Consider the following 26,266-nt stretch of genomic DNA (forward strand, 5'->3'; position numbering starts at 1 on the left):
AAGTCGGGCTATGGCGCAGCCTGGTAGCGCGTCCGTCTGGGGGACGGAAGGTCGCAGGTTCGAGTCCTGCTAGCCCGACCAAAATACCCCGCATACAGAACCCCGCATGTTCCAAGGCCTTACCGCCTCGGACGGCGGGTTTTTGTCGTTCCCTCGCCTGCCGCCGCTTGCTAAGGACAGCAGACGCAACAAGGGGACAGGCATGACCGGGGTGCTCGCCAGCCAGCAGATCGAAACCATGATCGCCGAGGGCGCGATCCGCCTGTCGCAGCCGATGGCCGAGGGGCAGATCCAGCCCGCGAGCCTCGACCTGCGGCTCGGCACCGAGGCGATCCGCGTGCGCGCGTCGTTCCTCGCCGGCGGTGGCCGCAGCGTCGCCGAGCGGCTGTCGGAATTCGAGATGCACCGGGTCGATCTGACCGCCGGCGCGGTGCTCGAAAAGGGCTGCGTCTACGTCGTGCCGCTGCTCGAAGAGCTGTCTCTGCCCGAGGGCGTCAACGCCGTGGCCAACGCCAAGAGCTCGACCGGGCGGCTCGATCTGCTGACTCGTACCATCACCGATGGCGGCACCGAGTTCGACCGCGTGAGCGCAGGCTATGCCGGTCCGCTCTATGCCGAGATCTGCCCGCGCAGCTTCTCGGTGCTGGCGCGGACGGGGATGCGCCTGAACCAGATCCGCTTCCGCAACGGGCAGTCGGTGCTCGACGATGCCGAGCTCACCGCGCTGCATGCCAGCGACACGCTGGTAACCGGTGGCCCGGCTGTGATCCGCGAGGGGCTGGGCTTTTCCGTCGATCTGAGGCCACAGGAGGGCACGCTGGTCGGCTGGCGCGCCAAGCCGCATACCGGGGTGATCGATCTCGACCTGCTGGGCCATTACGACCCGGCCGAGTTCTGGGATCCGCTGCATTCCGATCGCGGCCAGCTGATCCTCGATCCGGATGCCTTCTACATCCTCGTGAGCCGCGAGGCGGTGCATATCCCACCCGCCTATGCCGCCGAGATGGCGCCCTACCTGGCCATGGTGGGCGAGTTCCGGGTGCATTACGCCGGCTTCTTCGATCCGGGCTTCGGCCACGCGGGCGCCGGCGGCACCGGTTCGCGCGGGGTGCTCGAGGTGCGCTGCCACGAGGCGCCTTTCGTGCTCGAGCACGGGCAGGTGGTGGGCCGTCTGGTCTATGAGCGGATGGATGAACTGCCCGAGCAGCTCTACGGCGCCGGCATCGCCTCGAACTACCAGGGCCAGGGCCTGAAGCTCTCGAAGCATTTCCGCACCTGACCGCAGCGACGGACCAGGGCTGTCTAAGCTGACAGGCCGGGCACCCGTTTTGACGCCGCCGCGGTGGCTGAGAGCGGCGCGGCAAGCTTCCTGACAAGGCAAGCGCCAGCCGGTGGCGCTCAGGCGGCGCGGGCCAGCACCACGCGGTTGCAGCCCGCGCGCTCGGCCTCGCTCAGGGCGCCCTGCGCGCGGCTCAGCGCCGGGCCGAAGGCGGTGTCGCCGCGGCGCGAGCAGGCAGCCCCGACCGAGACCGACACCCCCTGCAGGTTTTGTTCGAGCCCGCGCGCCGCATTCAGTAGACGTGCGGCGCGCGGCTCGATCTCTTCCCCGGAAACATCGCGGATCAGGATCATCAACCTGTCATCCGTACCCCGCGTGAGCAGCTCTTCCGGGCGCAGCACCTCGCGCAGGCGCGCCGCAAGCGTCTTCAGCGTCGAACCTCGCAGCTCGGGGCACATCTTGTCGCGGTCGCCACCGGCGGTTTCGAACCCGACCAGCACGATTCCGACCGGCGCGGATGCGCCGAAGGTCGCCATGAAGAGCCGCGCCATCTCGGACCCGCAAAGGCCGCTTTCCGGATCGCGCAGCAGCGCCTGCGCCACCGCGCCCTTGCGATGCGCATAGAGCTTGTGGCGCGACTCGGCCAGCATGGCGAGGTAGAGCACCAGCGTGAACACCCCCACCGAGGACAGCACCATCACGAAGAACATGGTCAGCGACTGAAACGCCGGCTCGACGAACCTCAGGATCACGGCCGAGATCGCCAGCCAGCCGACCCAGAGCAGCAGCAGCCGGCGTGCCGCCCGACCGACCGGAGAGTTGCCGATCGCCGAGCGCAGCAGCGGCCGCCGCATGAATCGCAACATCCCGGCGGTGCCGAGCCCCAGCAGCATCACGCTGGTGGGCAGCGACATGGCACCAAACATCTGCGGCTGGGCGAAGAGATAGCCGCACAGGCCCAGAAAAGGCAGCGCCATGGCCATCATCGTGAGCCCGAAGGGCGCCTCGCGCAGGCGTCCAAAGCAGAGCTGTCCGAGCGCGAGCAGGATGAACGACAAGGCGGTGTTCTGCCCCATCTCGCCAGCGCCGAAACTGAGCCCCTGGGCGTGCAGGACCTGCGCCCCGACGGCGACGGCAATGACCATGCCCCAGAGCACCGCCTCGAGCCGGGACACAGTGCGCAGCGGCGTCTGCATCAAGGTCGCCGCGAGCGCCAGCAGCGTAGCGAGCACGGTCGGGATCGAGAAGACGGCGGCGCCCACCGGGGCATAGAGGCCGGGGATTGCGTAGACATGCCCTTCAATCGCCATGAGGCACAGGAACGCCACGACGCTGAGCGCGGCCCAGCGGAGCCAGATCACGCCGCGCAGAGTCGTGTGGCTGGCCGGGATGCCGCTGGCCCGGCTGTTTCCGCGCTGAAAGGAGAAGACGGAGGACCGGACAACTGACATGATTTCATGCTCCTGCAAGGCTTTGAGGCATTTCCCGAATGGAACCGAGAATGCCAATTCTAAAGCCAAAGCCATTGAGCAATCGTGAAAGAAACCGCTAAGATTGAGCCGATCTGCGCGCGCATCCCGGAGCCACATGAGCACGCGCCCTCACCCGAGATCGCGTTCTCAGGGCACGACGACAGTCCGGCAACTGCGCCGCGCGGCCTTCCGGGGCCGGATCAGTCCTCGAACAGTTCGCTCTGACCGGGCGCCTCGTCCTCGCCCTCGTCTCCGGCGCTGTCGCCCGGCAGCGGGATGGTGCCCGGCGGCGGGCGGTTGTCGAGCAGGCCGGCAGAGCGCAGCTCCTTCAGCCCCGGCAGATCGCGGGCGCTCTCGAGGCCGAACTCGTCGAGGAAATCCTGCGTCACCACGAAGGTCACCGGGCGGCCCGGCGTCATCTTGCGGCGCCCGAAGCGGATCCACTCCATCTCGAGCAGCTGGTCGACGGTGCCGCGCGACACGCTGACGCCGCGGATCTCCTCGATCTCGGCCCGGGTCACCGGCTGGTGATAGGCGATGATCGCAAGCGTCTCGATGGCAGCCCGGCTGAGCTTGCGGGTCTCGACGGTTTCCTTCTGCATCAGGAAGCCGAGATCCGGCGCGGTGCGAATGGCCCAGGCATCGCCCACGCGCACCACTCTCACGCCACGATCCTCGTAATGCCTGCGCAGTCGCACCAGCGCCTCGGCGGGGTCGGAGCCATGCGGCATCCGCGCCTCGAGCTCGCGCACCGTCACCGGCTCGGCCGAGGCGAAGAGGATGGCCTCGACCATGCGCTCCTGCTCGGCCAGTGGCGGGGCCTCGAAGAGGGTGTCCCGCGGTCTTGCGGTCGTGTCCCCGCCCGCGTTTTCCGGAAGGTCTTCGGGGGCCTCGGTCGCTTCGGGCGCCCGGGCGCCCTCCTCTTCGGCCGCGCCCGGTCCGCCGCTGGCGGTGGCGTCAGTCTCGGTCATGGCGGGTCTCCCGTTTGCGCAGCTGGATCGGCGCGAAGGTCTCGGATTGGCGGATCTCGGCATGGCCTTCCTTCACCAGCTCGAGCGAGGCGGCGAAGGTGGCGGCGGTGGCCGAGCGCCACTTGACCGGGTCGGCCTCCCAGCCGTCGGGCAGCCAGGAGGAGATGTCGGTCCACTGCCCGGCAAAGCCCAGCAGCCCGCGCATCCGGTCGAGCGCCTGCTCCATGGTGTAGACGCTCTCGCGGTCCATCACGAAGGGGCGGAACTCGTCGCGGGTGCGGATCCGCGCATAGCCCTGCATCAGGTCCATCAGCGTGGCGGTGTAGCGCACCCGGCGGACGCGCTCCATGTCCTCGGGCAGACCACGGGCGAAGAAATCGCGCCCCAGACGATCGCGCGCCATCAGCCGCGCGGCGGCATCGCGCATCGCCTGCAGGCGCTCGAGCTGGAACGCCAGATGCGCCGCCAGTTCCTCGCCCGAGGGGCCGTCCTCGGTGGGATCGGGGGGCAGCAGCAGGCGCGATTTCAGAAAGGCGAGCCAAGCGGCCATGACGAGATAATCGGCGGCCAGCTCGATGCGCAGTGCCTTGGCCCGGTCGACAAAGGCGAGATATTGCCGCGCGAGCTCGAGCACCGAGATCTTGCGCAGGTCGACCTTCTGGGTCCGCGACAGCGTCAGAAGCAGGTCGAGCGGGCCCTCGAACCCGTCGACATCGACGATCAGCGCCTCTGCGGCAAGCCGCTCGGCGACGCTCAGCGTCTCGACAGTGCTGTCAAAATCCTCGTCTGACATCAGGCGGTCTCGGGCAGAAGCGCCTCACGCTCGGCCTTGAGCGCGTCGATGTCAAGCGCGGCCGGCGCGGTGCGGGCGCCTAGCGCCGCCTCGGCGCGGGCCTGTGCCTCTGGGCTCATCCGGCCGGCAACCTCCATCAGCGGCGCCATCTCGGCCATGTCGCCGTTGCAATGCAGTACGCAATCGCAGCCGGCGGCCAGCGAGGCAGCGCCCCGCTCGGGCACGGTTCCCGACAGCGCCTGCATCGAAATATCGTCGGTCATCAGGAAGCCGTCAAAGCCGATCTCGTCGCGGATCAGCCGGATCATCGCGGGATCGACGGTGGCAGGCGCGGTGTTGAGCCCCTCGAAGACCAGATGCGCGGTCATTCCGAGCGGCAGATCGTGGAACGGGCGGAAGGCGGCGAAGTCGATCGCTTCGAGCTCCTCGCGCGGGGCGGAGATGCGCGGCAGGTCGAGATGACTGTCGAGCTGCGCAAGCCCGTGGCCCGGCAGGTGCTTGATCACCGGCAGCACACCGCCCTGCAGGAGGCCCTGGGCCACGGCGCGGCCGATCTCGGCCACGCGTTCGGGGGTCTCGCCATAGCAGCGGTTGCGCAGGAAGGGATGGGTCGCGGCGCGGGCAACGTCGAGCATCGGCGCGCAGTTGCCGTCGATGCCAAGACCGCGCAGCTCGAGTGCGGTGATCAGGAAGCGCAGCCGCATCGCCTCGGCGGCGCTGTTGCCGAAGCGCGCCACGTCATCGAGCGGCGGCAGCCACTCGGTCGCCAACGGCGGGCGCAGGCGCTGCACCCGGCCACCCTCCTGATCGATGAAGATCGGCGCATCGCGGCCCACGGCGTCCCGCAACTCGGCGGTGAGGGCGCGGATCTGTGCGCGGCTGTCGAGGTTGCGGGCGAAGAGGATGAAGCCAAACGGATCGGTCCGGGCGAAGAAGCCGCGCTCCTCGGCTGAAAGACGCAGGCCCTCGGGCCCGAGGATCGCCGCTCCGAAACGCTGGCCGCTCACCGTGTGGTCACCGGGATGCAATCGGCGTTCTCCGCCACGAAGGCGGCGCAGAAGCGGCGCGCGTCCGAGAGGTCGGCGAAGCCGTGTGCGCGCAGGCGATAGAAGATCCTCCCGCCCGAGGTGGCGCGTTCGATGACCCGCGACTTGCCGTCCATGAACTCGCCGAAGCGGGACGAGAAGCGCTGCCACTCGCTGCGCGCGGTCTCGGGGCTGTCATAGGCACCGAGCTGCGCCAGACGGGTGCCGGCGGGCAGCGTCGTCGGGTCGATCTCGCTGGGGCCCTGCTGGGCCTCGAGCGCTGCGGCCAAGGTCGCCTCCGGCGACGGGCCGGAGGTGTTGAGCGCGGCGGGCCGGCTGGACGGTCGCAGAGAACGCACCAACGCGCCGGGCGGGCCCGCGACGGCGGCAACCTGCTCGGAGGCGTCTGCCCCCTCCTCGGCATCGGCGTCGCCGAGCGCGGTCTGCACCTCGGCATCCTCGCCCTCTGACAATGCGCTGAGCGGCTGGGCGTCGGCGGCAATCTGATCGGCCAGTGCGCGGATCATGTCACTGCCCTCAGCGGCGGGCGCGGTCTCGGCCAGTGTGCCGCCCTCGTCGTCGGTCAGCACCGCCGGTGCAGCACGATCCTGGGCCCGGCGCACCGGTTTCGGAAGCTCTGCCACGGGCAGATCCTCGTCGCTGAGCCCGGCGGGCTGCGGTGCCAACAGAAGCTGGTCGGGAACCGGCGCCGCGAGGCCGGTGCCGGCCACGTCGTTCACCGCAAGTCCCTGGTGGTCGGCGAGCGTGCCGCCCGGATCCTCGGGCGCGATGCGCATCGGCCCATCCATCGCCTGTACCACCGGAACGCCGGTGACGTCGCGCATCACCAGCTTGTAGCCCCAGACGCCGACGCCTGCGATCAGCGCCAGCGAGACCGCCGCGCCAGCCCAGTTGGTTAGCGTCGCGATCCTGTTCCCGCTCGGCGCCTGCTCATCCGCAGGCGCGTCATAGGTGAAATCCGCCATTCTGCCTCGCTGCCCCGCCGCGGCCTTGCCGCCCCGCGGGTGTTCTGCTCTGCCCGTGCTCCCGGGGCGGCGCGGCGTTCTGGCTCAGCGCATTTCTTCCACCGGGGTCACGCCCAAGATACCAAGGCCCGCGGAAATGACAACCGCGACCGCCCGCGCCAGCGCGATTTTGCTCTGGCTCAGAGCGGCGTCGTCCTGAAGGAAGCGCAGCGCGGGCTCATCGTGGCCCTTGTTCCACAACGCGTGCAGGTCCGAGGCCAATTCATTGAGCCAGATCGCGACCTTGTGGGGCTCGTGCCCCTTGGCGGCGATCTCCACCAGGCGCGGCCATTCGGCCAGTTTCTTCATCAGACCGAGCTCGGCCTCGTGGCTCAGAACCGACACATCGGCCCCGGCCAGCGCGGCGTCCGACACGTCGACGCCGGCCTCGGTTGCCTTGCGCATCACCGAGCAGATCCGGGCATGGGCGTATTGCACGTAGAACACCGGATTTTCCTTCGACTGCTCCACCGCCTTGGCGAAGTCGAAATCGAGCGAGGCGTCGTTCTTTCGGGTCAGCATGACGAAGCGGGTCACGTCGGGGCCCACCTCCTCGACCACGTCGCGCAGGGTGACGAAGGTGCCGGCGCGCTTCGACATCTTGAACGGCTCGCCGTTCTTGTACAGCTTGACCAGCTGGATCAGCTTGATGTCGAGCGGGGTCTTGCCGTCCGACAGCGCCGAGACCGCCGCCTTCATGCGCTTGACGTACCCGCCGTGATCGGCGCCGAACACGTCGATGAGCTGGTCGTAGCCGCGGCTCACCTTGTCGTAGTGATAGGCGATATCGGGGGCGAAATAGGTCCAGGCGCCATCGGATTTCATGATCGGCCGGTCGACATCATCGCCGTGCTCGGTCGACTTGAACAGGGTCTGCTCGCGCGGCTCCCAGTCCTCGGGCTTCTTGCCCTTCGGCGGCTCCAGCACGCCGCGATAGATCAGGCCCTTGGCGTCAAGGCTCTCGATCGCGGCCTCGATGCGGCCGGTGCCGTAGAGCGACTTCTCCGAGAAGAACTGGTCCATCTCGACGCCGAGCATCTTCAGATCCTCGCGGATCAGCGCCATCATCTCGTCGGTGGCGAAGTTGCGCACCTCCTCGAGCCAGACCTCTTCGGGCTGGCCGACATACCGGTCGCCGACCTGCTCCTTCAGCTTTTCGCCGACGGGGATCAGGTAGTCGCCCGGATAGGTCCCGTCGGCGAACTCGACCTCGTGACCCTGCGCCTCAAGGTAGCGCAGGTAGACCGACCGGGCGAGCACGTCGACCTGCGCGCCGCCGTCGTTGATGTAGTATTCGCGGGTGACGTCGTAGCCAGCGAAATCCAGCAGGCTCGCGAGTGCGTCGCCGAACACCGCGCCACGGGTGTGGCCCACGTGCAGCGGGCCGGTCGGGTTGGCCGAGACATACTCGACATTGACCTTCGCGCCCTGCCCCATCTGCGAGCGTCCGAAATCGGTGCCGGCGGCCAGCACGCCCTGCGGCAGCGCCTGCCAGACCGACGGCGCGAGCCGCAGGTTGAGAAAGCCCGGCCCCGCCACCTCGGCGTGGTCGACGCGGTCGTCGGCGGCGATCTTCGCGGCCAGCGCCTCGGCGATGTCGCGCGGCTTGGCCTTGGCGGGCTTGGCCAGCACCATCGCGGCATTGGTCGCCATGTCGCCATGCAGCGGGTCTCGCGGCGGCTCCACCGTGACGGCGGCTGTGGCGAGGCCCTCGGGCAGTGCGCCCTCGGCCTGCAGCGCCTCGATCGCCTGCAGGACAAGCGCGCGAATATCGGTGAAGAGGTTCATGTCAGCGTCTCCATACGGTCGGCGTTCCCTCTACCACTTCGGCGGGCAGGGTCAAATGGCCTGCGCCGCGCCCGCCACGCGCGCGTCTCCGGGGGGCTCTGCCCCCGCCCGCGCTGCGCGCTGCCTCCCCCGGGATATTTTCGGCCAGAAGAAGACAGGAGCGCAGCCCCCCTGTCTTCTCTTCGGGCTTCTCTTCGTCAAAAATACTCCCGCCGGAGGCAGGCCGGCCAGTGCGACCGGGAGATCCGCCGCGGACGGCGCGCCCGCGTCAGCCGGCCTTCATGGTGTCCTGCCCGTTCTCGTCGCGGCGGTCTTCCTTGCGCTCCTGACGCTTCGGCGCGAGGAAGAGCAGCCGCGTGCCCTCGGTCTCCTTGACCTTGGTCTCGGGCCCGAGCAGGCGCAGCGTTCCGTTCGGGCCGAGATCGGCGACCGGTACCGCTTCGGGGTTGGTCTCGCGCCATTGCGCCAGCGTAAATTCCGCCGACAGCTTGGTGACGCGGAACTCCCAGCCCTCGGCAAGCCGCGCATTGGCCTCGAAGAAGGTCTCGTCGGCGGCGAATTTCTGCCCTCCGAGCGTCGCCGGCAGGGCGTGGCGGGCCGAGGTCTCGCGCACGCGCTTGAGCTGGAACACGTGCTCGCGACCGAACTCCGGCGCGAGGTCGGTGGCCACCAGCGTGTTGTAGGCATCGTTGTCGGTGGCGGCGATGATCTTGTCGTAGCTGACGAAATCGAGCTTGTGCTCTGCGGCCTCGGACAGGATGTCGCCCCAGAAGGTCTCGAGCCCCGCCTCGCGGGCGCTGCGCAGGTGGGCGCGGTTGGGATCGGCCACCAGCACCGGCAGGTCGAGCTTCTTGAACGCCATCCCCAGCGCAACCGACCAGCGCGAGCCGCCGACGATCAGGACGCCCGGTGTCTCGGTGGCGGTCAGGCCCAGCAGCCGCGCCATCGGCGTCAGCGTGAAGCCGTGCAGCACCACGGTTGCCGCCACCAGCGCGAAGGCCAGTGGCGCGATGCGCTCGGCATCGGCCACGCCCAGCGAGGCGAGGCGCTCGCCGAAGAGCCCGGCCACCGCCACCAGCACCACGCCGCGCGGGCCGGTGAAGGCCACCAGCAGGCGCTCGCGCCACGGGATGTTGGAGAAGCCCAGGGCCGCCAGCACCGGGATCGGGCGCGCGATCAGGATGACCACCGCCACGAAGAGCGCCGCGCTCCAGTCGAGCGACAGCAGCGTCTCGCGGCTCATGTTGGCGGCGAGCAGGATAAAGACCCCCGAGACCAGCAGGATCGTGGCGTGCTCCTTGAAGCGGCGCAGCTCCTCGTAGCTCGGAAGGTTGGCGTTGGCGATCCACAGCCCCATCACGGTCACCGCCAGCAGGCCGCTCTCGTGCAGCAAGCTGTCGGAGAGCGCGAACACCCCGAGCAGCAGCACGAAGAGCACCGGCACCTTCATGTATTCCGGCACCAAGGCGTTGCGGAAGGCGCGCGCCAGCCCCCAGCCGCCGGCGACACCCAGAGCGATCGCCACCGCCACGCCCAGCACCATCTGCAGCACCGCGTCGCCCGCGGTCTCGGCGTTGTTGAGAACGATCACCACCTCGAAGGCCAGCACCGCCGCCAGCGCGCCCACGGGGTCGTTGACGATGGCCTCCCATTGCAGCAGCGCCGCCGGGCGGCGCTTGAGCCGGGCCTGTCGCAGGAGCGGCGCGATCACCGTGGGGCCGGTGACGATCATGATGCCGCCGAACACCGCCGAGACTTCCCATGACAGCCCCGCGGCCCAGTGCAGCGCCGCCGTCGAGGCCGCCCAGCCCAGCGGCCCGCCGACCAGAACCAGTCGTCGCACGCCCGTTGCGGCATCGCTGAGCGACTGGAAGTTCAGCGTCATGCCGCCCTCGAAGAGGATGATCGCCACGGCGATGGCCAGCATCGGCTGCATCAGCGTGCCGAAATCCTCGGACGGGTTGAGCACCCCCAGCCCCGGCCCGATCGCGAGGCCCGCCACCAGCATCAGCACGATGGCGGGCATCCTGAGCCGCCACGCCAGCCATTGCGAGCCGACGCCGAGCGCGCCCACAAGCGCAAATCCAATCACCGGGTCGAGACCCGCGGTTTCAGCCACTGCCATCGTCTTCCTTTCACTCGAACGCCACCCTGACGGGCACACGCAAGGGCGCGCAGGCAGAGGCCCGCGCGCCGGACACCATCAGATGTGTCGAAAGGCGGTGCTGTCCAGTGAATCCGGCGACGCGGCGCCGGCTCAGCGCACGTCGTGCAGGATGTCCACGCCCATCAGCCGCGAATGGGCCTGCAGCGCATAGCGGTCGGTCATGCCGGCGATGTAGTCGCAGACCAGCCGCGCCAGCGCGGTCTCGTCCTCGGCCGCCGCGATCTCGGCATGCCAGCGCTCGGGCAGCAGCGACGGCGTCGCCATGAACAGCGGAAAGAGGTCATAGACCACCTGCGTGACCTTGGTGCGGATCTCCATCACCGAGGGCGCGCGGTACATGCGGCGGAACAGGAAGCTGCGGATCTCCTTGAGTTGCACCCACATGTCATCGGAGAACGCGATCACCGGGCGGCCAAGATCGCGGATCGCCTGCGGCCCGTCCGGCGCGGCGGCCTCGAGCCGGGCGCGGCTGGTGTCGATCACGTCCGAGACCATGTAGCCGAACACCCTCCGCAGCGCCTCGTGGCGGCGGCGATAGGCGTCGAGACCGGGATAGAGCCGGTCGACCTCGGCATAGGCCGGGCCGATCAGCGCCAGCTCGGCGATTTCGGCCTCGGTGAACAGGCCGGCGCGCAGCCCGTCCTGCAAATCGTGGTTGTTGTAGGCGATGTCATCCGACAGCGCCGCCACCTGCGCCTCGCCGCTGGCATGGGTGTGCAGCTCGAGATCGTGGCGGGCGTTGTACTCGGCCAGCGTCACCGGCAGATCCTCGCCCTCGGCCAGCGGCAGCAGCGGGCCGTTGTGCTTTGCAATGCCCTCGAGCGTGTCCCACGTGAGGTTGAGACCGTCGAATTCAGCATAGTGACGCTCGAGCGAGCTGACGATATGCAGCGCCTGTGCGTTGTGATCGAAGCCGCCATAGGGCGCCATCAGTTCGTGCAGCGCGTCCTCTCCGGTGTGGCCGAAGGGCGTGTGGCCAAGGTCGTGCGCCAGAGCCACCGCCTCGGTGAGATCGGTGTTGAGCCCCAGCGCGTTCGACATGGTGCGCGCCACCTGCGCCACCTCGATCGAGTGGGTCAGCCGCGTGCGGAAGAAATCGCCCTCGTGCTCGACGAAGACCTGCGTCTTGTGCTTGAGCCGGCGGAAGGCCGAGGAGTGGATGATGCGATCCCGGTCGCGCTGGAAGCAGGAGCGGAACGCGCTCTCTTCCTCGGGCACGCGTCGTCCGCGAGCGTGCTGTGGATCGCAAGCGTAGATCGCCATGCGCGTTCGCCTTCATGTCTGTCGCGGGCCGGATCGTTTCGCCCGGTTGCCGCCTGTCCTTGAGATCCCTATATTCGACAAGTCCGCCAAGATAAACCGTTGGGAGTCTTGCCATGAATCTGCCCCCCAAAGTCACAGACCGTGCCTTTGCCCGCCTTCACGAGATCGGCGCCCATGCCCAGGGAAAGGCCCTGCGCGTGGCCATTGAGGGTGGCGGCTGCTCGGGCTTCCAGTACGAGATCAAGCTCGACGATCCGGCCGACGACGATCTGGTGCTCGAAGGCTCCGGTGAACAGGTGGTGATCGACGAGGTCTCGCTGCCGTTCCTCACCAACGCGGTGATCGATTTCTCCGAGGAGCTGATCGGCGCGCGCTTCGTGATCGAGAACCCGAACGCCACCAGTTCCTGCGGCTGCGGCACCAGCTTCTCGATGTGAGCGCCTGCAGCGACAGCTGAGAAGAACGCCGCAACGCATTGAAACCGAAAGAACAGATACACCCCCGCGAGCGCTGCCCGCGGGGGTGTATGGTCTTTGGTGGCGACGGGCGCTTGCCGGTCAGTCGATGTCGAACACCACCCCCTGCGCCAGCGGCAGCTCGCGCGAGTAGTTGATGGTGTTGGTGGCCCGCCGCATGTAGGCGCGCCACGCGTCCGAGCCGCTCTCGCGGCCACCGCCGGTTTCCTTCTCGCCTCCGAAGGCACCGCCGATCTCGGCCCCCGAGGTGCCGATATTGACGTTGGCGATGCCGCAATCCGAGCCACGCGCCGAGAGGAACAGCTCCATCTCGCGCAGGTCGGTGGTGAAGATCGACGACGACAGCCCGCCGCCCACCGCGTTGTGCGCCTCGAGTACGTCGTCGAAATCGGAATAGGTCATCACGTAGAGAATCGGCGCGAAGGTCTCGCGCAGCACCGGGCCGGCCTGCTCGGGCATCTCGACCAGCGCCGGCTTGACGTAGAAGGCGCTCTCCGGTCCGACGCTTTCACGAGCGCCGCCGTGGACCCGGCCGCCCAGCGCCCGGGCCTCGCCCAGCGCGTCCTGCATCGCCTCGAAGGCGGCGCCATCGATCAGAGGGCCGACAAGCGCCTGCGTCTCGAGCGGGTTGCCGACGGAGACCGAGGCATACGCCTTTTGCAGCGCCGGCACGATCTGGTCATAGATGTTTTCATGCACGAAGAGCCGGCGCATGGTGGTGCAACGCTGCCCGGCGGTGCCCATGGCCCCGAAGGCGATGGCCCGCAGTGCCATGTCGAGATCTGCCGAGGGGCAGACGATGCCGGCATTGTTGCCGCCAAGCTCGAGGATGCAGCGCCCGAAGCGTTCCGCCACGCGCGGGCCGACGATGCGGCCCATGCGGGTCGAGCCGGTGGCCGAGATCAGCGCGACGGAGGGGCTGTCGGTCAGCACCTCGCCCAGCGCCGGGCCGCCTACGAGTACCTGCGAGAGCCCCTCGGGCGCGTCGTCGCCAAAACGTTCCACTGCCCGCTCGAAGACCGCCTGGCAGGCCAGCGCGGTCAGCGGGGTCTTCTCGGAGGGCTTCCAGACCACCGGGTCGCCGCAGACCAGCGCCAGCGCCGCGTTCCAGCACCACGGCGCGCAGGGGAAGTTGAACGCGGTGATGATGCCCACCACGCCCAGCGGGTGCCATGTCTCCATCATACGGTGCCCCGGCCGCTCGGTGGCGATGGTGAGGCCGTAGAGCTGGCGCGACAGGCCGACGGCGAAATCGCAGATGTCGATCATCTCCTGTACCTCGCCGGCCCCTTCCGAGGGTGACTTCCCCGCCTCGATAGACACCATCCGTCCGAGATCCTCCTTCGAGGCGCGCAGCTCTTCGGCGAACAGGCGCACCAGCTCGCCCCGGCGCGGGCCGGGCACCATGCGCCAGTGACGGAAGGCCACTGCGGCACGGCTCACCGCCGCCTCGGCATCGGCGGCGCTCTGGGGGGTGACCGAGGCCACGGTCTCGCCGGTGAGCGGAGAGACCACCTCCATGCCGCCGGCAACATCGAGCGACGTGGTGGCGCCGCAGGCCTGCAAGGTGCGCGCGGTGAGGGCGGAAAGCGGTTCGGTGAGCATCGGGGAGAGACTCCTTCGTCTGTCGGAAAGCACTGTCCAAAGACGCTACATCCCCCCGCGCCCTACCCCCAACGATGGATGCAACTGCCCCCATGCGCGCCGCGCATGGCGTTTCAGATCAGCGCCAGCACATGGCTCGCGATGGCGGTGTCCTGTATTCCGGTGCCGGTGAGATCGGCGATGGTGATCTGCTCCGGATCGGTGCGCCCGGGATGGGCCCCTGTGATCACCTGCCCGAGCTCAGGGAGGTTCGCACCGTCGGCCAGCACACCGGCCTCGAGCGCGCCGCGCAACTCTCCCATCAGCCTGGTCTGGCTCACACGGTCGGCAACATAGAGATCGGCCCGCGCCAGACAGGCGGGCTCCAGCTCGGCCTTGCCGGCCTGATCGCTCCCCATGGCGGTGACATGCTGCCCGGCGCGCAGCCACTCTGCCCTGAGGATCGGCTCGGTCGCGGGCGTGGTGGTGACGATCACGTCGGCAAAGCCCGCCGCCTCCGCGGGATCGGCAGAGGCGCGCACGTTCAGCGCGTCGTCCGAGAGATCCGCTGCCAGCGCCTGTGCCTTGGCGGGATCGCGGGCCCAGATCACCGCCTTGCGGATCGGGCGCACGAGGCGCAACGCCTGAAGCTGTAGCCGCGCCTGAAGCCCCGCCCCGAAAATCGCCGCCCGGCGTGCATCGGTCGGCGCGAGATGTCGGGCCGCCACGCCCCCGGCGGCGGCGGTGCGGATGTCGGTGAGATAGCCATTGTCGAGCAACACCGCCTGCACGCGTCCGGTCTCGGTCGAGAGCACCACCATGAGCCCGGAGGTCGAGGGCAACCCCTTGGCGGGATTGTCGAAGAACCCGGGCGAGATCTTCACCGCGAAGCCCGGCAGCCCCGGCACGTAGGCGGTCTTCACATCCACCTCTCCATTCACCTGCGGCATGTGCATCGACAGGATCGGCGGCATCTGCACCCCGCCGCGCGCCAGCGTGGCGAAGGCAGTCTCGATCACGTCGACGATGGTGATGTCGAGATGCACATGCGCGCGCAGCTCCGGTTCGTGCAGGATGCGAATGTCGCTCATGGGTCCTCCGTCAGTCCGCTGTTGCCCGAGCGTCCCGCGAATGCGCCGCCATGTCCAGCGCCGCACCCCGGCTTGGCGACCATGCCCCGCGGTCCAGATTGACAAACCGCGCCCATCCCGGAACAAGCGAGGGATGCAGTCCACCCGCCTCGATCACAGAGACATCGCCATCCTCGCCACGCTCAGCCGCGAGGGCCGTATCGCCAAGACCGAACTGGCGGCGCGGGTGAACCTCTCGCCCACCCCCTGCTGGGAACGCATGAAGCGGCTCGAAAAGGCCGGCTACATCACCGGCTACCGGGCCGAGATCGACCTTGCCGCGCTCGGGGCCCATGTGCAGGTCTTCGTGACCGTCGAGCTCGAGAGCCACAAGGCCGAGAGCTTCCAGCTCTTCGAGCGCACAGTGGCCCGGATGGACCAGATCACCGGCTGCTGGGCGATCGGCGGCGGCTATGACTACCTCATGCAGGTGGTCACAACCGATGTCGCGACCTTCCAGGAGATGATGGACGGGCTGCTGGAGAGCCGCGCCGGGGTGCGGCGCTATTACAGCTACATCGTCACCAAGCCGGTAAAGGCCGATCCCCCTGCCATGGGGCTGTTGCGCGGCGCCCCCTGAGCGCGGCGCGAGACAGGCAGAGAGTTTCTCTCCGCTCATCGGAGGCCGCGCGGCCCCAATCCCAAGGGTGCCGACCGGCCTTCCGCGACCAAGCCGCGCCTGCCCTCGGCGCTCGTCCAGCGACCTCGTCGCCAAGCCGGTGACCGCCTGTCGCCCTGCGCTGCACCGGCAGCGCCTTCGATGGCGCCCAGCCAGACGACCAGAGAATTCCTCTCCGCACTGCAGCGAAAACGGAGAGAAAATTTCTTCACCCGCGAGAAACTCCGGAGAAATCCTCTCCCCCGTCCGATGTATCCTGAGGACACTCAGGAGGTGTTGCCCATGACCGATCTCTCGAACAGCCCGACCCTCGGCCTTGCCGATCCCGCCCTCATGCCCAATGCCGGCGATTTCCCCGGTGGAGGCCGTCTTGCCGTGCGCGACCCGGCCACCGGGCAGCTTGTCGCCAAGGTGGCGATGAGCGAGGCCGATGGCGCCCGTGCCGCCGTTGATGCCGCCCATGCTGCCTTTGCCGATTGGGCGCTGACCCTGCCACAGGACCGCGCCGCGATCCTGCACCGCTGGCACGCGCTGATCGTCGAGGCCCAGGAAGACCTCGCCCGCATCATGACCGCCGAACAGGGCAAGCCGATCAGCGAGGCCCGTGGCGAGATCGACTACGCTGCGAGCTTCGTGCAATTCTACGCCGAAGAGGCGCTGCGCCCCAATATCGAGGGGGTCACCAGCCACCTGCCGGATGCCGAGATGGAGCTCTGGCGCGAGCCGGTGGGTGTGGCCGCCCTCGTCACCCCGTGGAACTTCCCCTGCGCGATGATCACCCGCAAGGCCGCCGCGGCGCTTGCCGCCGGCTGCACCGTGGTCATTCACCCCTCTGCCGAGACCCCGCTCTCGGCGCTGGCACTGGCCGAGCTGGCCCGCCGCGCGGGCTTCCCTGAAGGTGTGGTCAACACGGTGATCGGCGACGCCGCCGCCATTGTCGGCGAATGGACCGCCGACACCCGCGTCCGTGCGCTCTCGTTCACCGGGTCGACCGAGGTCGGGCGGCTGCTCTACCGGCAATCCGCCGACACGGTGAAGCGGCTGGTGCTGGAGCTTGGCGGCCACGCCCCCTTCATCGTCTTCGACGACGCCGACCTCGACCGCGCCGTCACCGAGGCGGTGAAGGCCAAGTTCGCCACGTCCGGTCAGGACTGCCTCGGCGCCAACCGGTTCTACATCCAGCGCGCCGTCTATGACGACTTCTGCGCCCGCTTCACCAAGGCGGTGGAGGCGCTCACCTTGGGCCACGGCATGGACGATCCCGAGATCGGCCCGCTGATCCACGAGCGCGCCATCGAAAAGCAGCAGGCGCAGGTCGCCGACGCCGTCGAGAAGGGCGCCAGGCTGCTCGCCGGGGGCAAAGTCTCCGAAAGCCACGGCCCGCTGTTCTTCGCGCCCACGGTGCTCGCCGACGTGCCCGACAGCGCCGCGATCATGTCGGAGGAGAATTTCGGCCCCGTTGCGCCGCTCATCGTCTTCGACGACGAGGCCGAGGTGATCGCCCGCGCCAACAACACCGAGTACGGGCTCGTGGCCTATGTCCACAGCCTCGACCCGCGCCGCATCTACCGCCTCACGAGGGCGCTGCAATTCGGCATGGTCGCGGTCAACCGCACCAAGGTCACCGGCGCGCCGATCCCGTTCGGCGGCACCAAGCAGTCCGGGCTTGGCCGCGAGGGCGCCCGGCAGGGCCTCGAGGCCTTCACCGACATCAAATACGTCTGCCGCGACTGGGGCTGAGCCCCGCGCGCCTGAAGAACACCAAGAAGGAACGATCCATGCTGACGAATGACCAACTGGGCAAGTGGGACCGCGAGAGCTTTTTCCACCCCTCCACCCATCTCGGCCAGTTCGCCCGCGGCGAGGCGCCCCAGCGTATCGTCACCGGCGGCGAAGGCGTCTACATCACCGACCGCGACGGCAACCGCCTGCTCGACGGTTTCGCCGGGCTCTACTGCGTGAACGTGGGCTATGGCCGCACCCAGATCTCCGAGGCGATCGCCAAGCAGGCGCATGAGCTGGCCTATTACCACGCCTATGCCGGCCACGGCTCCGAGGCCTCGATCACGCTGGCCAAGATGGTCATGGACCGGGCGCCGGATCACATGGCGCGGGTCTATTTCGGACTTGGCGGCTCGGATGCCAACGAGACCAACATCAAGCTGGTCTGGTACTACAACAACATCCTTGGCCGCCCCGAGAAGAAGAAGATCATCTCGCGCTGGCGCGGCTATCACGGGTCGGGCCTGATGACCGGCTCGCTCACCGGGCTCGAGCTGTTCCACAAGAAGTTCGACCTGCCGCTGGCGCAGGTGGTACATACCGAGGCGCCCTATTACTACCGCCGGCCCGAGGGCATCGAGAGCGAGGCGGAGTTCGTCGCACATTGCGTGGCCAAGCTCGAGGAGCTGATCGCCGCAGAGGGCGCCGACACCATCGCCGCCTTCATCGGCGAGCCGGTGCTGGGCACCGGTGGCATCGTGCCGCCGCCCGCGGGCTACTGGCCGGCGATCCAGGAGGTGCTCGACCGCCACGACATCCTGCTCATCGCCGACGAGGTGGTGACCGGCTTCGGACGACTCGGCTCGATGTTCGGCTCGGATCACTACGGCATGAAGCCCGACCTGATCACCTCGGCCAAGGGGCTGACCTCGGCCTACGCGCCGCTCTCGGCCACCATCGTCGGCCAGCGCATGTGGGACGTGCTGTGCCAGGGCACCGACGAGTACGGCGTGCTGGGCCATGGCTGGACCTACTCGGCCCACCCGATCGGCGCCGCTGCCGGCATCGCCAACCTGCAGCTGATCGACGAGCTGAACCTGGTGCGGAACGCCGCAGAAACCGGCGCTTACCTGACCGAGACCATGCGCGCCGCCCTTGGCGATCATGCCCATGTGGGCGAGGTCCGCGGCGAGGGTATGCTCTGTGCGGTGGAACTGGTGAAAGACCGCGACGGGCGCCGTTTCTTCGACGCCTCCGAGGGCAAGGGCGCCAAGGTCGTGTCCGCCATGCTCGAACGCGGCGTGATCGCGCGGGCCATGCCGCAGGGCGACATTCTGGGCTTCGCCCCGCCGCTCTGCCTGAGCCGCGCCGAGGCCGACGAGATCGTCTCGGTCACCCGCGACGCGGTGGCCAGCGTGCTCGGCTGAGCGACATCGGGGCGCCCGGCAGACGGGCGCCCCACTTGCGCGGCGCGGTCGGGAGGGGCACAAGGACCGCGCCGCAACCTTCGGAGTGCCCCATGAAGACCTGCATCGCCACGTCCGACTTCTTCGTCCCGGGCGAGACCTTCATCAACCGCCATATCGAGCACATCTTCGGCGGCGAGACCTGCGTGCTCACCGGGCGCTTCAACGGCACCGATCCGCTCGGCAAGCCGATCTTCGAGCGCCGCGCGCCGCTCTCGACGGCTGATCGCCTGCGCGCGCCCTTTGCCATGGGCTGGAACGCGCTCACCGAGAGCACCGGCCGCCTTCCCTTCGGTGACAACAAGGCGCGCCTGCGCGACTGGCTGCGCGCTCAGGAGGTCGAGGTGATCCTCGCCGAGTTCGGCACCCAGGCGCTGGTGGTGGCCAAGCTGGCACAGGAAATGGACCTGCCCTGCTTCACCTATTTCCGCGGCACCGATGCCAGCTTCGCGCTGCGCTCGAACAAGACCGTGCGCGCCTACAAGCACATGATGCCGCGGCTCGCCGGCGTGTTCTCGGTCTCGCAATTCCTGCTCGACAACCTCGCCCGCCACGGCGTCAGCCATCCCAACGCCCATGTGGTGCCCTCGGGCGTCGACATTCGCCGCTTCACCCCGGCCGAGAAGACCCCGGGCTCGTTCCTCGCGGTGGGCCGCATGGTCGAGAAGAAGGCCCCTCAGGTGACGCTGCGCGCCTTCGCAAGCGCCGCCAGGGGCCGCGACGCGCATCTCACCTTCATCGGCGACGGCCCCCTGCTCGAGACCTGCAAGGCGATGGCCACTGAGCTCGGCGTGGGCCCGCAGGTCACCTTCACCGGCGCCCTGCCCCATGACGAGGTGCGCCAGCACCTCATGGGTACCGAAATCTTCCTTCAGCACTCGGTCACCGCCAAGAACGGCAACACCGAGGGCCTGCCAACCGCGATCCAGGAAGCCCTGGCCTGCGGCTGCATCACTCTCTCGACCATCCACGCCGGCATCCCCGAGGCGGTGGAGGATGGCGTCAACGGCCTGCTGGTGCCCGAATGGGACGAAGATGGCTTTGCTGCACGCATCGCGCAGCTTCTGGACATGGAGGACCGCTCCGCCATGACCCGCGCCGCCCGCGACACCGCCGTCGCCCGGTTCGACAACGCCGTCCTACTGGAAAAGGTCGAGCGCATCATCCGCGACACCCTCGCCTGAGCGCCCATTCCCCAAACGCACCGCCCGGCCGCAGGGGCCTGCCTGCCTCCGGCGGGGATATTTTGGGCCAGAAGAAGACAGGGGCGCCGCGCCCTCATCTTCTCTGGTTCGAAAATACCTCGGGGGAGTCGTGGCGAAGCCGCGGCGGGGGCAGCGCCCCCAATCAGCCTCTCCACCCGCGCCGCAGCAATCGCTTGCATCCCGATCCGCTTCCGGCCAGATTATGAACACTTGTTCATTTCCATAACGGCAGGGAGGGCCCGACATGGATTTCGCGCTGAGCGAGGAGCAGACGGCGATCTTCGACATGGCCTACGGCTTCGGCCAGGAACACGTAGCGCCCAACGCCATGGCCTGGGAAGCCGAGGGCACGATCCCGAAAGAGCTCTGGACCGAGATCGGCCAGCTTGGCCTCGGCGGCATCTATGTCAGCGAGGAGAACGGCGGCTCGGGGCTGAGCCGTCTCGACGCCACGCTGGTCTTCGAGGCGCTCAGCATGGCCTGCCCTGCGGTGGCGGCCTTCCTGTCGATCCACAACATGTGCGCCAAGATGATCGACCGCTACGGCTCCGACGATCTGCGCGCGCGCTACCTGCCGAAGGCGCTGACCATGGAGACGGTGCTCTCCTACTGCCTGACCGAGCCCGGCTCGGGCTCGGACGCGGCCGCGCTCGCCACCCGCGCCGAGGCGTCCGGGAACGGCTACAGCCTTACCGGCACCAAGGCCTTCATCTCCGGCGGCGGGTATTCCGACGCCTATATCGTCATGGCCCGCACCGGCGAGGCCGGCCCGCGCGGCATCTCGGCGCTGGTGGTCGACGACGGCACCGAGGGGCTGAGCTTTGGCGGGCTCGAGGCCAAGATGGGCTGGAAGGCGCAGCCCACGCGGCAGGTCCAGATGGACGGCTGCCCGGTTCCCGCCGGCAACCTGCTGGGCGAAGAGGGCAAGGGCTTTCGCTACGCCATGGCCGGGCTCGACGGCGGACGCCTCAACATCTCGGCCTGCTCGCTCGGCGCGGCGCAGGCGGCGCTGGACGCGACCCTGGCCTACATGGCCGAGCGTCGCGCCTTCGGCCAGAGCATCGACCAGTTCCAGGCACTGCAGTTCCGCCTTGCCGACATGGAGATCGAGTTGCAGGCCGCCCGCACCTTCCTGCGCCAGGCCGCGTGGAAGCTCGACACCGGCGCGCCGGATGCCACCAAGTTCTGCGCCATGGCGAAGAAATTCGTCACCGAGGCGGGCTCGAAGATCGCCGACCAGTGCCTGCAGCTGCATGGCGGTTACGGCTATCTCGCGGATTACGGCATCGAAAAGATTGTCCGCGACCTGCGGGTGCACCAGATCCTCGAGGGAACCAACGAGATCATGCGCATGATCGTGGCGCGAAGCCTGATCTCGTCCTGACCGAACACACGCGCAAGGCACCACTCACGCCGCGCTCTGGCAGGTCCCGCGAGGGGCCAGCCGCCCACAATGCCCCGACCTGCCGAGGAGCCCCATGAGCGACACCCACATCCGCACCCATGGCCGCGCCGGCCACATCACCCTCACCCGGCCCAAGGCGCTGAACGCGCTGAGCTATGACATGTGCATGGAGATCGAGGCCGCGCTCGACGCCTGGCGCGACGACGAAGCGGTCGCGCTGGTGATCCTTGATGCCGAGGGCGAGAAGGCGTTCTGCGCCGGCGGCGACATCGCCGAGATCTACCGCGCCGGACTGAAGGGCGCGTTCGATGCCGGCCGCACCTTCTGGCGCGATGAGTACCGGATGAACGCCAAGCTCTCGGAGTATCCCAAGCCCATCGTCAGCTTCCTGCACGGTTTCGTCATGGGCGGCGGCGTCGGGCTTGGCGGGCACGTGTCGCACCGGGTGATCGGCGAGAGCGCCCAGATCGCCATGCCGGAATGCGGCATCGGCTTCGTGCCCGATGTCGGCGGCTCGCTGCTGCTGGCCCGCGCCCCGGGCCGGCTCGGCGCCTATCTCGGCCTCACCGCTGCGCGCATGGGTCCGGGTGATGCGCTCCACGCGGGCTTTGCCGATCTCTTCGTTCCCGAGGCGCGCTGGGAGGCGCTCAAGTCCGAGCTGGCCAAGACCGGCAGCATCGCCGCGCTCGACGCCGAGGCGCAGCCCGCGCCCGAAAGCCCGCTGGCCACAGCTCAAAGCGAGATTGACCAGCTCTTCGCCTCCGACAGCCTGCCCGAGATCAAGGCGGCGCTGGACGGCGCGCAAGGCGAGATCGCCGAGCGCGCCGCCAAGGCGGTGGACCGCAACGCGCCGCTCTCGATGGCCCTGACGCTGGCGATGCTGGCGCGGCTGCGCGCCGCAGACGCCGACATCCGCAGCGCGCTCAAGCAGGAATTCCGGGTCTCGCACCGCATCGTCGAGGAGGGCGAGTTCCTCGAGGGCGTGCGGGCGCAGATCATCGACAAGGACCGCAACCCGCGCTGGCGCCTCTCCATCGAAGAGGTGACGGAGGATCGGATTGCCGCCATGCTGGCGCCGCTCGGAGACGCAGAACTGGCGCTCTGAGAGGCGCTGCGCGAGGGAGGAGAGACACCATGAAGATCGCATTTATCGGGCTCGGCAACATGGGCGCGCCGATGGCCGCCAACCTGTCCAAGGCCGGCCACGAGGTCACCGGCTTCGACGTGGCCGGTGCCACGGCGGAGGGCGTGGGCACCGCCGCCTCCGGCCCCGAAGCGGCGACCGGCGCCGACGTCGTCATCACCATGCTGCCCAACGGCCAGATCCTGCGCAGCGTCGCCGCGGAGGTGATCCCGGCCATGTCGCCCGGCGCGGTGCTGCTCGACTGCTCGACCGTCGATGTCGAGAGCGCCCGCGCGGTGGCGGACCAGGCCGCCGAGGCCGGTCTCGGCGCGCTCGACGCGCCGGTCTCGGGCGGCATCGGCGGCGCCTCGGGTGGCACGCTGACCTTCATGGTGGGCGGCTCGGACGAGGCTTTTGCCAAGGCCAGGCCGCTCTTCGACATCATGGGCCAGAAGGCGGTGCATTGCGGCCCCTCGGGCAATGGCCAGGCGGCGAAGATCTGCAACAACATGATCCTCGGTGTCACCATGATTGCCACCTGCGAGGCCTTTGCGCTGGCCGACAAGCTCGGCCTGTCGCGAGAGGCGATGTTCGACGTGGTCTCGACCTCGTCGGGTTATTCGTGGTCGATGAACGCCTATTGCCCGGCGCCGGGCGTCGGGCCGCAATCCCCCGCCGACAACGGCTACAAACCCGGCTTCGCTGCCGAGCTGATGCTCAAGGATCTGGGCCTGTCGCAGCAGGCCGCCGAGGCGGCGGATGCCGACACGCCCATGGGCCAGCGTGCGCTCGAGCTCTACCGCGCCTTCGTCGAGGACGAGGGCGGCACGGGGCGCGATTTCTCCGCCATGCTGCCGCGCTTCGAGAAGCGTGGTCGCGGCTAGGCCATCGCACGGGGGCGCGGCATCGCGCCCCTCTTTCCGCAACCGGGCTTTCGCGCCATTCTGCGCGCCATGAGCTGGACCGAGATTCCCCCGCAGATCGCCGCGCTTTCGCCCGAGGGCCGCGCCGCGCTGGCGCAGCTGTCGCCGTTCGAGGCGCCGCGCGGCACCGTGCTGTTCCGCCCCGGCGAGGCGGTGCGCGGGTTCGTCATCGTGCTTGCCGGGCGCGTCGATGTCTGCCTCACCGGCCCCACCGGGCGCGACATCCTGCTCTACGCGGTCGAACCGGGCCAGAGCTGCGTGCAATCCACCCTCGGGCTCTTGGGGGGCGAGGACTACTCCGGCGAGGCCGTGACCCGCGGCGACAGCCGGCTGGTGCTGATCCCCCGCGCGCTGTTCCTGCGGCTGATGGCCGAGGAGGCCGGGTTCCGGGAATTCGTCTTCTCGGCCTTCGCGCAGCGCATGCAGAGCATGATGCATCTACTTGAAAAAGTGGCGTTTCAGCGGGTGGAGTGCCGTCTCGCCGAGGCGCTCCTTGCCCAGGCTGAGGGCGACATTCTGCACGCCACCCATGCCGAGATCGCCACGATGATCGGCTCCGCCCGCGAGGTGGTGTCGCGCCGGCTCGACGCGCTGGCGCGGCGCGGCATCGTGGCGCTTGACCGTGGCGCGGTGCGCCTGCTCGACCGTGATACCCTGCGCGCCATCGCCGCCGCCACCGGTTGAGGCGCGCGTCGTTCCGCTGTCGATTCCCGGCGCGGGCCCTGTTAGAAGAGCCCCAAAAGGACATGGTACATGGTCACGCTCGACATCTTTTCCGACCCGATCTGCCCCTGGTGCTACATCGGCAAAGCCCTCCTCGACCGCGCCCTGCTCGACGAGCCGGATCACCCGTTCACCATCCGCTGGCGGCCCTTCATGCTGAACCCAGACATGCCCGCCGAGGGCATGGACCGGCGCGCCTATCTCGAGGCTAAGTTCGGCGGCAAGGAGGGGGCGGTGCAGGCCTACATGCCGGTGGCCGAGCATGCCACCAAGGCAGGGCTGACGCTGAACCTCGACGCCATCGAGACCACCCCCTCGACCGTTGACGCCCACCGCCTGATCCACTGGGCCGGCATCGAGGGTGTTCAGACCGCCGTGGTCTCGTCGCTGTTCCGGGCCTATTTCGTCGATGGCCGCGACATCGGCGACCGCGAGGTGCTGGCCGACATCGCCGACGGGTGCGGGCTCGATGCCAGCCTGATCCAGCGCCTGCTGGCCTCCGACGCGGACCGGCGCGAGATCGTCGAGATGGATGCCACGGCGCGCGGCATGGGCGTGACCTCGGTGCCGACCTTCGTGGTCGCCGGCCAGCACGCGGTGCCCGGCGCGCAGCCCACCGAGCTCTGGTCCAAGGTCATCGCGGAGATCCGCGAAGGCGCCGCCTGAACCGGCCGCGCCCGCGGCGGCACACCGGCGAGAGGCCGCCGAGCGACGGCTCATGCGGGCGGCGCATGGCCGGGTTGCGCGTGTTTCCGACAGATCCGCGGTTGTGCCGGTATACCGTTTTCCGCTAGCCCGGCGATAGCGGTAAACCGGCCCGCCGCCGGCAGCGGATGCTGCACCGGCGTGGCCCTGCAAAACTCAGAGGTCACATGCGGTCTGTTCCCGGACGGGTCGAGTTCATCGCGCTTCTCGCGATGCTCTTCGCCACCATCGCCTTCTCCATCGACGCCATGCTCCCGGCCCTGCCCGAGATCGGCGCCGACCTGACGCCCGACGCGATCAACCGCGCGCAGCTGGTGGTAACCAGCTTCGTCTTCGGCATGGGTATCGGCACCTTCTTCACCGGGCCGCTTTCGGACGCGTTCGGGCGCAAGCCGGTGCTGCTGGGCGGCGCCGCGCTCTATGTCGTGGCCTCGATCCTCGCCGCCTATGCCGAGACGCTCGAGCTGCTGCTGGCGGCCCGCCTGATGCAGGGGCTGGGCGCGGCAGGGCCGCGGGTGGTGGCGCTCGCCATCGTGCGCGACCTCTACTCGGGGCGCGAGATGGCGCGGATCATGTCCTTCGTGATGATGGTCTTCACCCTGTTCCCGGCGCTGGCCCCCTCGATCGGCGCGGTGATCATCGACGCCACCAGCTGGCGCGGCATCTTCTGGGCCTTCGTGCTGTTTTCAAGCATCGCCTCGATCTGGCTGATGGTCCGCCTGCCCGAGACCCACCCGCGCGAGAACCGCCGCCCGTTCCGGCTCGAGGCCTTTCGCGCGTCTTTGGCCGAGCTGTTCAGCCACCGGGTGGTGCTGATTTCGATCGGCGTGCAGGCGCTGATCTTCGCGATGCTGTTCTCGATGATCTCCACCGTGCAGCAGATCTACGACATCAGCTTCGGGCGCGCCGACAGCTTCCCGATCTGGTTCGGCGGCGTGGCGATCCTCGCCGCCTCGGCCAGCGTGCTGAACGCGGCGCTGGTGATGCGGCTGGGGATGCGCTTCCTGATCACCGCGATGTTGGCGGTGCAGGTGGTCATGGCCGGTATCACCCTTGCGCTCTTTGCCTTCGGCCTGTCCGGCACGCTGGGCTTTGCGCTGTTCCTGGTCTGGCAGCTCTCGGTGTTCTTCCAGATGGGTCTGACCGTGGGCAACATCAACGCCATCGCCATGGAACCGGTCGGGCACATCGCCGGGCTCGCCGCGTCGGTGATCGGAGCGGTGGCGACGGTGGCCGGTGTGCTGATCGCGGTGCCGAACGGGCTGATGTTCGATGGCACCCCGGTGCCGTTGGCGGCGGGGATCTTCGTCGAGGCGATCCTGGCGCTGTTGCTGATGCGCTGGCTGCTGCGCGCGGAGGCGGCCGAGGCGGCCTGACCCGCCCCGGGCGGCGACGGCCCGTT

At 68.7% G+C, this 26,266-nt stretch carries 22 protein-coding genes and 1 tRNA gene; 13 read left to right on the top strand and 10 right to left on the bottom strand.

The features are described from left to right. Nucleotides 1-4: 4 nt before the first annotated feature. Nucleotides 5-81, top strand: a tRNA-Pro gene (locus R2601_RS17935). A gap of 121 nt (nt 82-202) precedes the next feature. Beyond that, nucleotides 203-1,279 (top strand): 2'-deoxycytidine 5'-triphosphate deaminase, encoded by a 1,077-nt coding sequence (locus R2601_RS17940; RefSeq protein ID WP_007800892.1) that lies wholly within the window; start codon nt 203-205, stop codon nt 1,277-1,279. A 119-nt stretch (nt 1,280-1,398) separates the two neighbouring features. Here R2601_RS17940 and R2601_RS17945 read toward each other — a convergent pair whose 3' ends face one another. The 8 genes from R2601_RS17945 to R2601_RS17980 form a co-directional block, all read right to left on the bottom strand. Further along, nucleotides 1,399-2,730: a GGDEF domain-containing protein gene (locus tag R2601_RS17945; RefSeq protein ID WP_007800894.1), complete on the bottom strand. Its 1,332-nt coding sequence runs from the start codon at nt 2,728-2,730 to the stop codon at nt 1,399-1,401. Nucleotides 2,731-2,951: 221 nt separating this feature from the next. Beyond that, a complete protein-coding gene (gene scpB, locus R2601_RS17950) occupies nt 2,952-3,545 on the bottom strand; it encodes an SMC-Scp complex subunit ScpB (RefSeq protein WP_224886358.1) in 594 nt (197 codons plus the stop codon). Between the two features lie 163 nt (nt 3,546-3,708). Then, nucleotides 3,709-4,515 carry a segregation and condensation protein A gene (locus tag R2601_RS17955; protein ID WP_007800897.1) on the bottom strand — a complete coding sequence of 269 codons (807 nt, stop codon included), beginning with the start codon at nt 4,513-4,515 and terminating at the stop codon, nt 3,709-3,711. Next, nucleotides 4,515-5,543, bottom strand: coding sequence for a glycoside hydrolase family 3 N-terminal domain-containing protein (locus tag R2601_RS17960; protein ID WP_195903860.1), 1,029 nt, complete (start codon nt 5,541-5,543; stop codon nt 4,515-4,517). The genes R2601_RS17955 and R2601_RS17960 overlap by 1 nt, the downstream gene beginning before the upstream one ends. Beyond that, nucleotides 5,519-6,526, bottom strand: a complete 1,008-nt coding sequence (locus tag R2601_RS17965; RefSeq protein WP_007800901.1) for an SPOR domain-containing protein — start codon at nt 6,524-6,526, stop codon at nt 5,519-5,521. Before R2601_RS17965 ends, R2601_RS17960 begins: the two co-directional genes overlap by 25 nt. 84 nt (nt 6,527-6,610) lie before the next feature. After that, nucleotides 6,611-8,353 carry an arginine--tRNA ligase gene (gene argS / locus R2601_RS17970; protein WP_007800903.1) on the bottom strand — a complete coding sequence of 581 codons (1,743 nt, stop codon included), beginning with the start codon at nt 8,351-8,353 and terminating at the stop codon, nt 6,611-6,613. A 268-nt stretch (nt 8,354-8,621) separates the two neighbouring features. Then, nucleotides 8,622-10,478 carry a cation:proton antiporter gene (locus R2601_RS17975; protein ID WP_007800905.1) on the bottom strand — a complete coding sequence of 619 codons (1,857 nt, stop codon included), beginning with the start codon at nt 10,476-10,478 and terminating at the stop codon, nt 8,622-8,624. Nucleotides 10,479-10,610: 132 nt separating this feature from the next. Beyond that, nucleotides 10,611-11,783 (bottom strand): deoxyguanosinetriphosphate triphosphohydrolase, encoded by a 1,173-nt coding sequence (locus tag R2601_RS17980; RefSeq protein ID WP_007800908.1) that lies wholly within the window; start codon nt 11,781-11,783, stop codon nt 10,611-10,613. 113 nt (nt 11,784-11,896) lie between these two features. Here R2601_RS17980 and R2601_RS17985 point away from each other — a divergent pair, with 113 nt between their 5' ends. Continuing rightward, complete coding sequence (locus R2601_RS17985; protein WP_007800910.1) at nt 11,897-12,220, top strand: HesB/IscA family protein; 324 nt, start codon at nt 11,897-11,899, stop codon at nt 12,218-12,220. A gap of 120 nt (nt 12,221-12,340) precedes the next feature. Here R2601_RS17985 and amaB read toward each other — a convergent pair whose 3' ends face one another. Together amaB and R2601_RS17995 are read right to left on the bottom strand one after the other, a co-directional pair. Continuing rightward, on the bottom strand, nt 12,341-13,864 hold the full coding sequence (gene amaB, locus R2601_RS17990) for an L-piperidine-6-carboxylate dehydrogenase (RefSeq protein WP_007800911.1): 1,524 nt from the start codon (nt 13,862-13,864) through the stop codon (nt 12,341-12,343). Between the two features lie 113 nt (nt 13,865-13,977). Next, nucleotides 13,978-14,934 carry a cyclodeaminase gene (locus R2601_RS17995; RefSeq protein ID WP_007800914.1) on the bottom strand — a complete coding sequence of 319 codons (957 nt, stop codon included), beginning with the start codon at nt 14,932-14,934 and terminating at the stop codon, nt 13,978-13,980. 133 nt (nt 14,935-15,067) lie between these two features. Between R2601_RS17995 and R2601_RS18000 the strand changes: the two genes are divergently transcribed. The 10 genes from R2601_RS18000 to R2601_RS18045 all read left to right on the top strand — a co-directional run bounded on the left by R2601_RS18000 (nt 15,068) and on the right by R2601_RS18045 (nt 26,240). Continuing rightward, nucleotides 15,068-15,553 carry an Lrp/AsnC family transcriptional regulator gene (locus R2601_RS18000; RefSeq protein ID WP_007800915.1) on the top strand — a complete coding sequence of 162 codons (486 nt, stop codon included), beginning with the start codon at nt 15,068-15,070 and terminating at the stop codon, nt 15,551-15,553. Nucleotides 15,554-15,874: 321 nt separating this feature from the next. Further along, entirely contained in the window at nt 15,875-17,332 is a 1,458-nt protein-coding gene (locus R2601_RS18005; protein WP_007800917.1) for an NAD-dependent succinate-semialdehyde dehydrogenase, read from the top strand. Nucleotides 17,333-17,370: 38 nt separating this feature from the next. Then, the gene (locus R2601_RS18010) at nt 17,371-18,741 is read left to right on the top strand and encodes an aspartate aminotransferase family protein (RefSeq protein ID WP_007800919.1); all 1,371 of its coding nucleotides are present in this window, start codon (nt 17,371-17,373) and stop codon (nt 18,739-18,741) included. A gap of 92 nt (nt 18,742-18,833) precedes the next feature. Then, on the top strand, nt 18,834-19,964 hold the full coding sequence (locus R2601_RS18015; protein ID WP_007800920.1) for a glycosyltransferase: 1,131 nt from the start codon (nt 18,834-18,836) through the stop codon (nt 19,962-19,964). Nucleotides 19,965-20,229: 265 nt separating this feature from the next. Continuing rightward, on the top strand, nt 20,230-21,369 hold the full coding sequence (locus tag R2601_RS18020) for an acyl-CoA dehydrogenase family protein (RefSeq protein WP_007800922.1): 1,140 nt from the start codon (nt 20,230-20,232) through the stop codon (nt 21,367-21,369). A 94-nt stretch (nt 21,370-21,463) separates the two neighbouring features. Continuing rightward, complete coding sequence (locus R2601_RS18025) at nt 21,464-22,495, top strand: enoyl-CoA hydratase/isomerase family protein (protein ID WP_007800924.1); 1,032 nt, start codon at nt 21,464-21,466, stop codon at nt 22,493-22,495. A 29-nt stretch (nt 22,496-22,524) separates the two neighbouring features. Next, complete coding sequence (gene mmsB, locus R2601_RS18030; protein WP_007800926.1) at nt 22,525-23,397, top strand: 3-hydroxyisobutyrate dehydrogenase; 873 nt, start codon at nt 22,525-22,527, stop codon at nt 23,395-23,397. A gap of 69 nt (nt 23,398-23,466) precedes the next feature. After that, on the top strand, nt 23,467-24,120 hold the full coding sequence (locus R2601_RS18035) for a Crp/Fnr family transcriptional regulator (protein ID WP_007800928.1): 654 nt from the start codon (nt 23,467-23,469) through the stop codon (nt 24,118-24,120). A 69-nt stretch (nt 24,121-24,189) separates the two neighbouring features. Beyond that, nucleotides 24,190-24,825, top strand: a complete 636-nt coding sequence (locus tag R2601_RS18040) for a DsbA family oxidoreductase (RefSeq protein WP_007800930.1) — start codon at nt 24,190-24,192, stop codon at nt 24,823-24,825. 206 nt (nt 24,826-25,031) lie between these two features. Next, nucleotides 25,032-26,240 carry a multidrug effflux MFS transporter gene (locus R2601_RS18045; protein ID WP_007800932.1) on the top strand — a complete coding sequence of 403 codons (1,209 nt, stop codon included), beginning with the start codon at nt 25,032-25,034 and terminating at the stop codon, nt 26,238-26,240. Nucleotides 26,241-26,266: the final 26 nt, after the last annotated feature.

This window comes from Salipiger bermudensis HTCC2601 (assembly GCF_000153725.1).
In the GTDB taxonomy this organism is placed as follows: Bacteria; Pseudomonadota; Alphaproteobacteria; order Rhodobacterales; family Rhodobacteraceae; genus Salipiger; species Salipiger bermudensis.

What these genes read in the sequence shown, in the direction of transcription:
- scpB (WP_224886358.1), bottom strand. Translation starts at nt 3,545, where the DNA reads ATGGTCGAGGCCATCCTCTTCGCCTCGGCCGAGCCGGTGACGGTGCGC.
- R2601_RS18005 (WP_007800917.1), top strand. Translation starts at nt 15,875, where the DNA reads ATGACCGATCTCTCGAACAGCCCGACCCTCGGCCTTGCCGATCCCGCC.
- R2601_RS18040 (WP_007800930.1), top strand. Translation starts at nt 24,190, where the DNA reads ATGGTCACGCTCGACATCTTTTCCGACCCGATCTGCCCCTGGTGCTAC.
- R2601_RS18035 (WP_007800928.1), top strand. Translation starts at nt 23,467, where the DNA reads ATGAGCTGGACCGAGATTCCCCCGCAGATCGCCGCGCTTTCGCCCGAG.
- R2601_RS17980 (WP_007800908.1), bottom strand. Translation starts at nt 11,783, where the DNA reads ATGGCGATCTACGCTTGCGATCCACAGCACGCTCGCGGACGACGCGTG.
- R2601_RS18015 (WP_007800920.1), top strand. Translation starts at nt 18,834, where the DNA reads ATGAAGACCTGCATCGCCACGTCCGACTTCTTCGTCCCGGGCGAGACC.
- R2601_RS17940 (WP_007800892.1), top strand. Translation starts at nt 203, where the DNA reads ATGACCGGGGTGCTCGCCAGCCAGCAGATCGAAACCATGATCGCCGAG.
- R2601_RS17945 (WP_007800894.1), bottom strand. Translation starts at nt 2,730, where the DNA reads ATGTCAGTTGTCCGGTCCTCCGTCTTCTCCTTTCAGCGCGGAAACAGC.
- R2601_RS18045 (WP_007800932.1), top strand. Translation starts at nt 25,032, where the DNA reads ATGCGGTCTGTTCCCGGACGGGTCGAGTTCATCGCGCTTCTCGCGATG.
- mmsB (WP_007800926.1), top strand. Translation starts at nt 22,525, where the DNA reads ATGAAGATCGCATTTATCGGGCTCGGCAACATGGGCGCGCCGATGGCC.
- argS (WP_007800903.1), bottom strand. Translation starts at nt 8,353, where the DNA reads ATGAACCTCTTCACCGATATTCGCGCGCTTGTCCTGCAGGCGATCGAG.
- R2601_RS18010 (WP_007800919.1), top strand. Translation starts at nt 17,371, where the DNA reads ATGCTGACGAATGACCAACTGGGCAAGTGGGACCGCGAGAGCTTTTTC.
- amaB (WP_007800911.1), bottom strand. Translation starts at nt 13,864, where the DNA reads ATGCTCACCGAACCGCTTTCCGCCCTCACCGCGCGCACCTTGCAGGCC.
- R2601_RS17995 (WP_007800914.1), bottom strand. Translation starts at nt 14,934, where the DNA reads ATGAGCGACATTCGCATCCTGCACGAACCGGAGCTGCGCGCGCATGTG.
- R2601_RS18025 (WP_007800924.1), top strand. Translation starts at nt 21,464, where the DNA reads ATGAGCGACACCCACATCCGCACCCATGGCCGCGCCGGCCACATCACC.
- R2601_RS17985 (WP_007800910.1), top strand. Translation starts at nt 11,897, where the DNA reads ATGAATCTGCCCCCCAAAGTCACAGACCGTGCCTTTGCCCGCCTTCAC.
- R2601_RS17955 (WP_007800897.1), bottom strand. Translation starts at nt 4,515, where the DNA reads ATGTCAGACGAGGATTTTGACAGCACTGTCGAGACGCTGAGCGTCGCC.
- R2601_RS17975 (WP_007800905.1), bottom strand. Translation starts at nt 10,478, where the DNA reads ATGGCAGTGGCTGAAACCGCGGGTCTCGACCCGGTGATTGGATTTGCG.
- R2601_RS17965 (WP_007800901.1), bottom strand. Translation starts at nt 6,526, where the DNA reads ATGGCGGATTTCACCTATGACGCGCCTGCGGATGAGCAGGCGCCGAGC.
- R2601_RS18000 (WP_007800915.1), top strand. Translation starts at nt 15,068, where the DNA reads ATGCAGTCCACCCGCCTCGATCACAGAGACATCGCCATCCTCGCCACG.
- R2601_RS18020 (WP_007800922.1), top strand. Translation starts at nt 20,230, where the DNA reads ATGGATTTCGCGCTGAGCGAGGAGCAGACGGCGATCTTCGACATGGCC.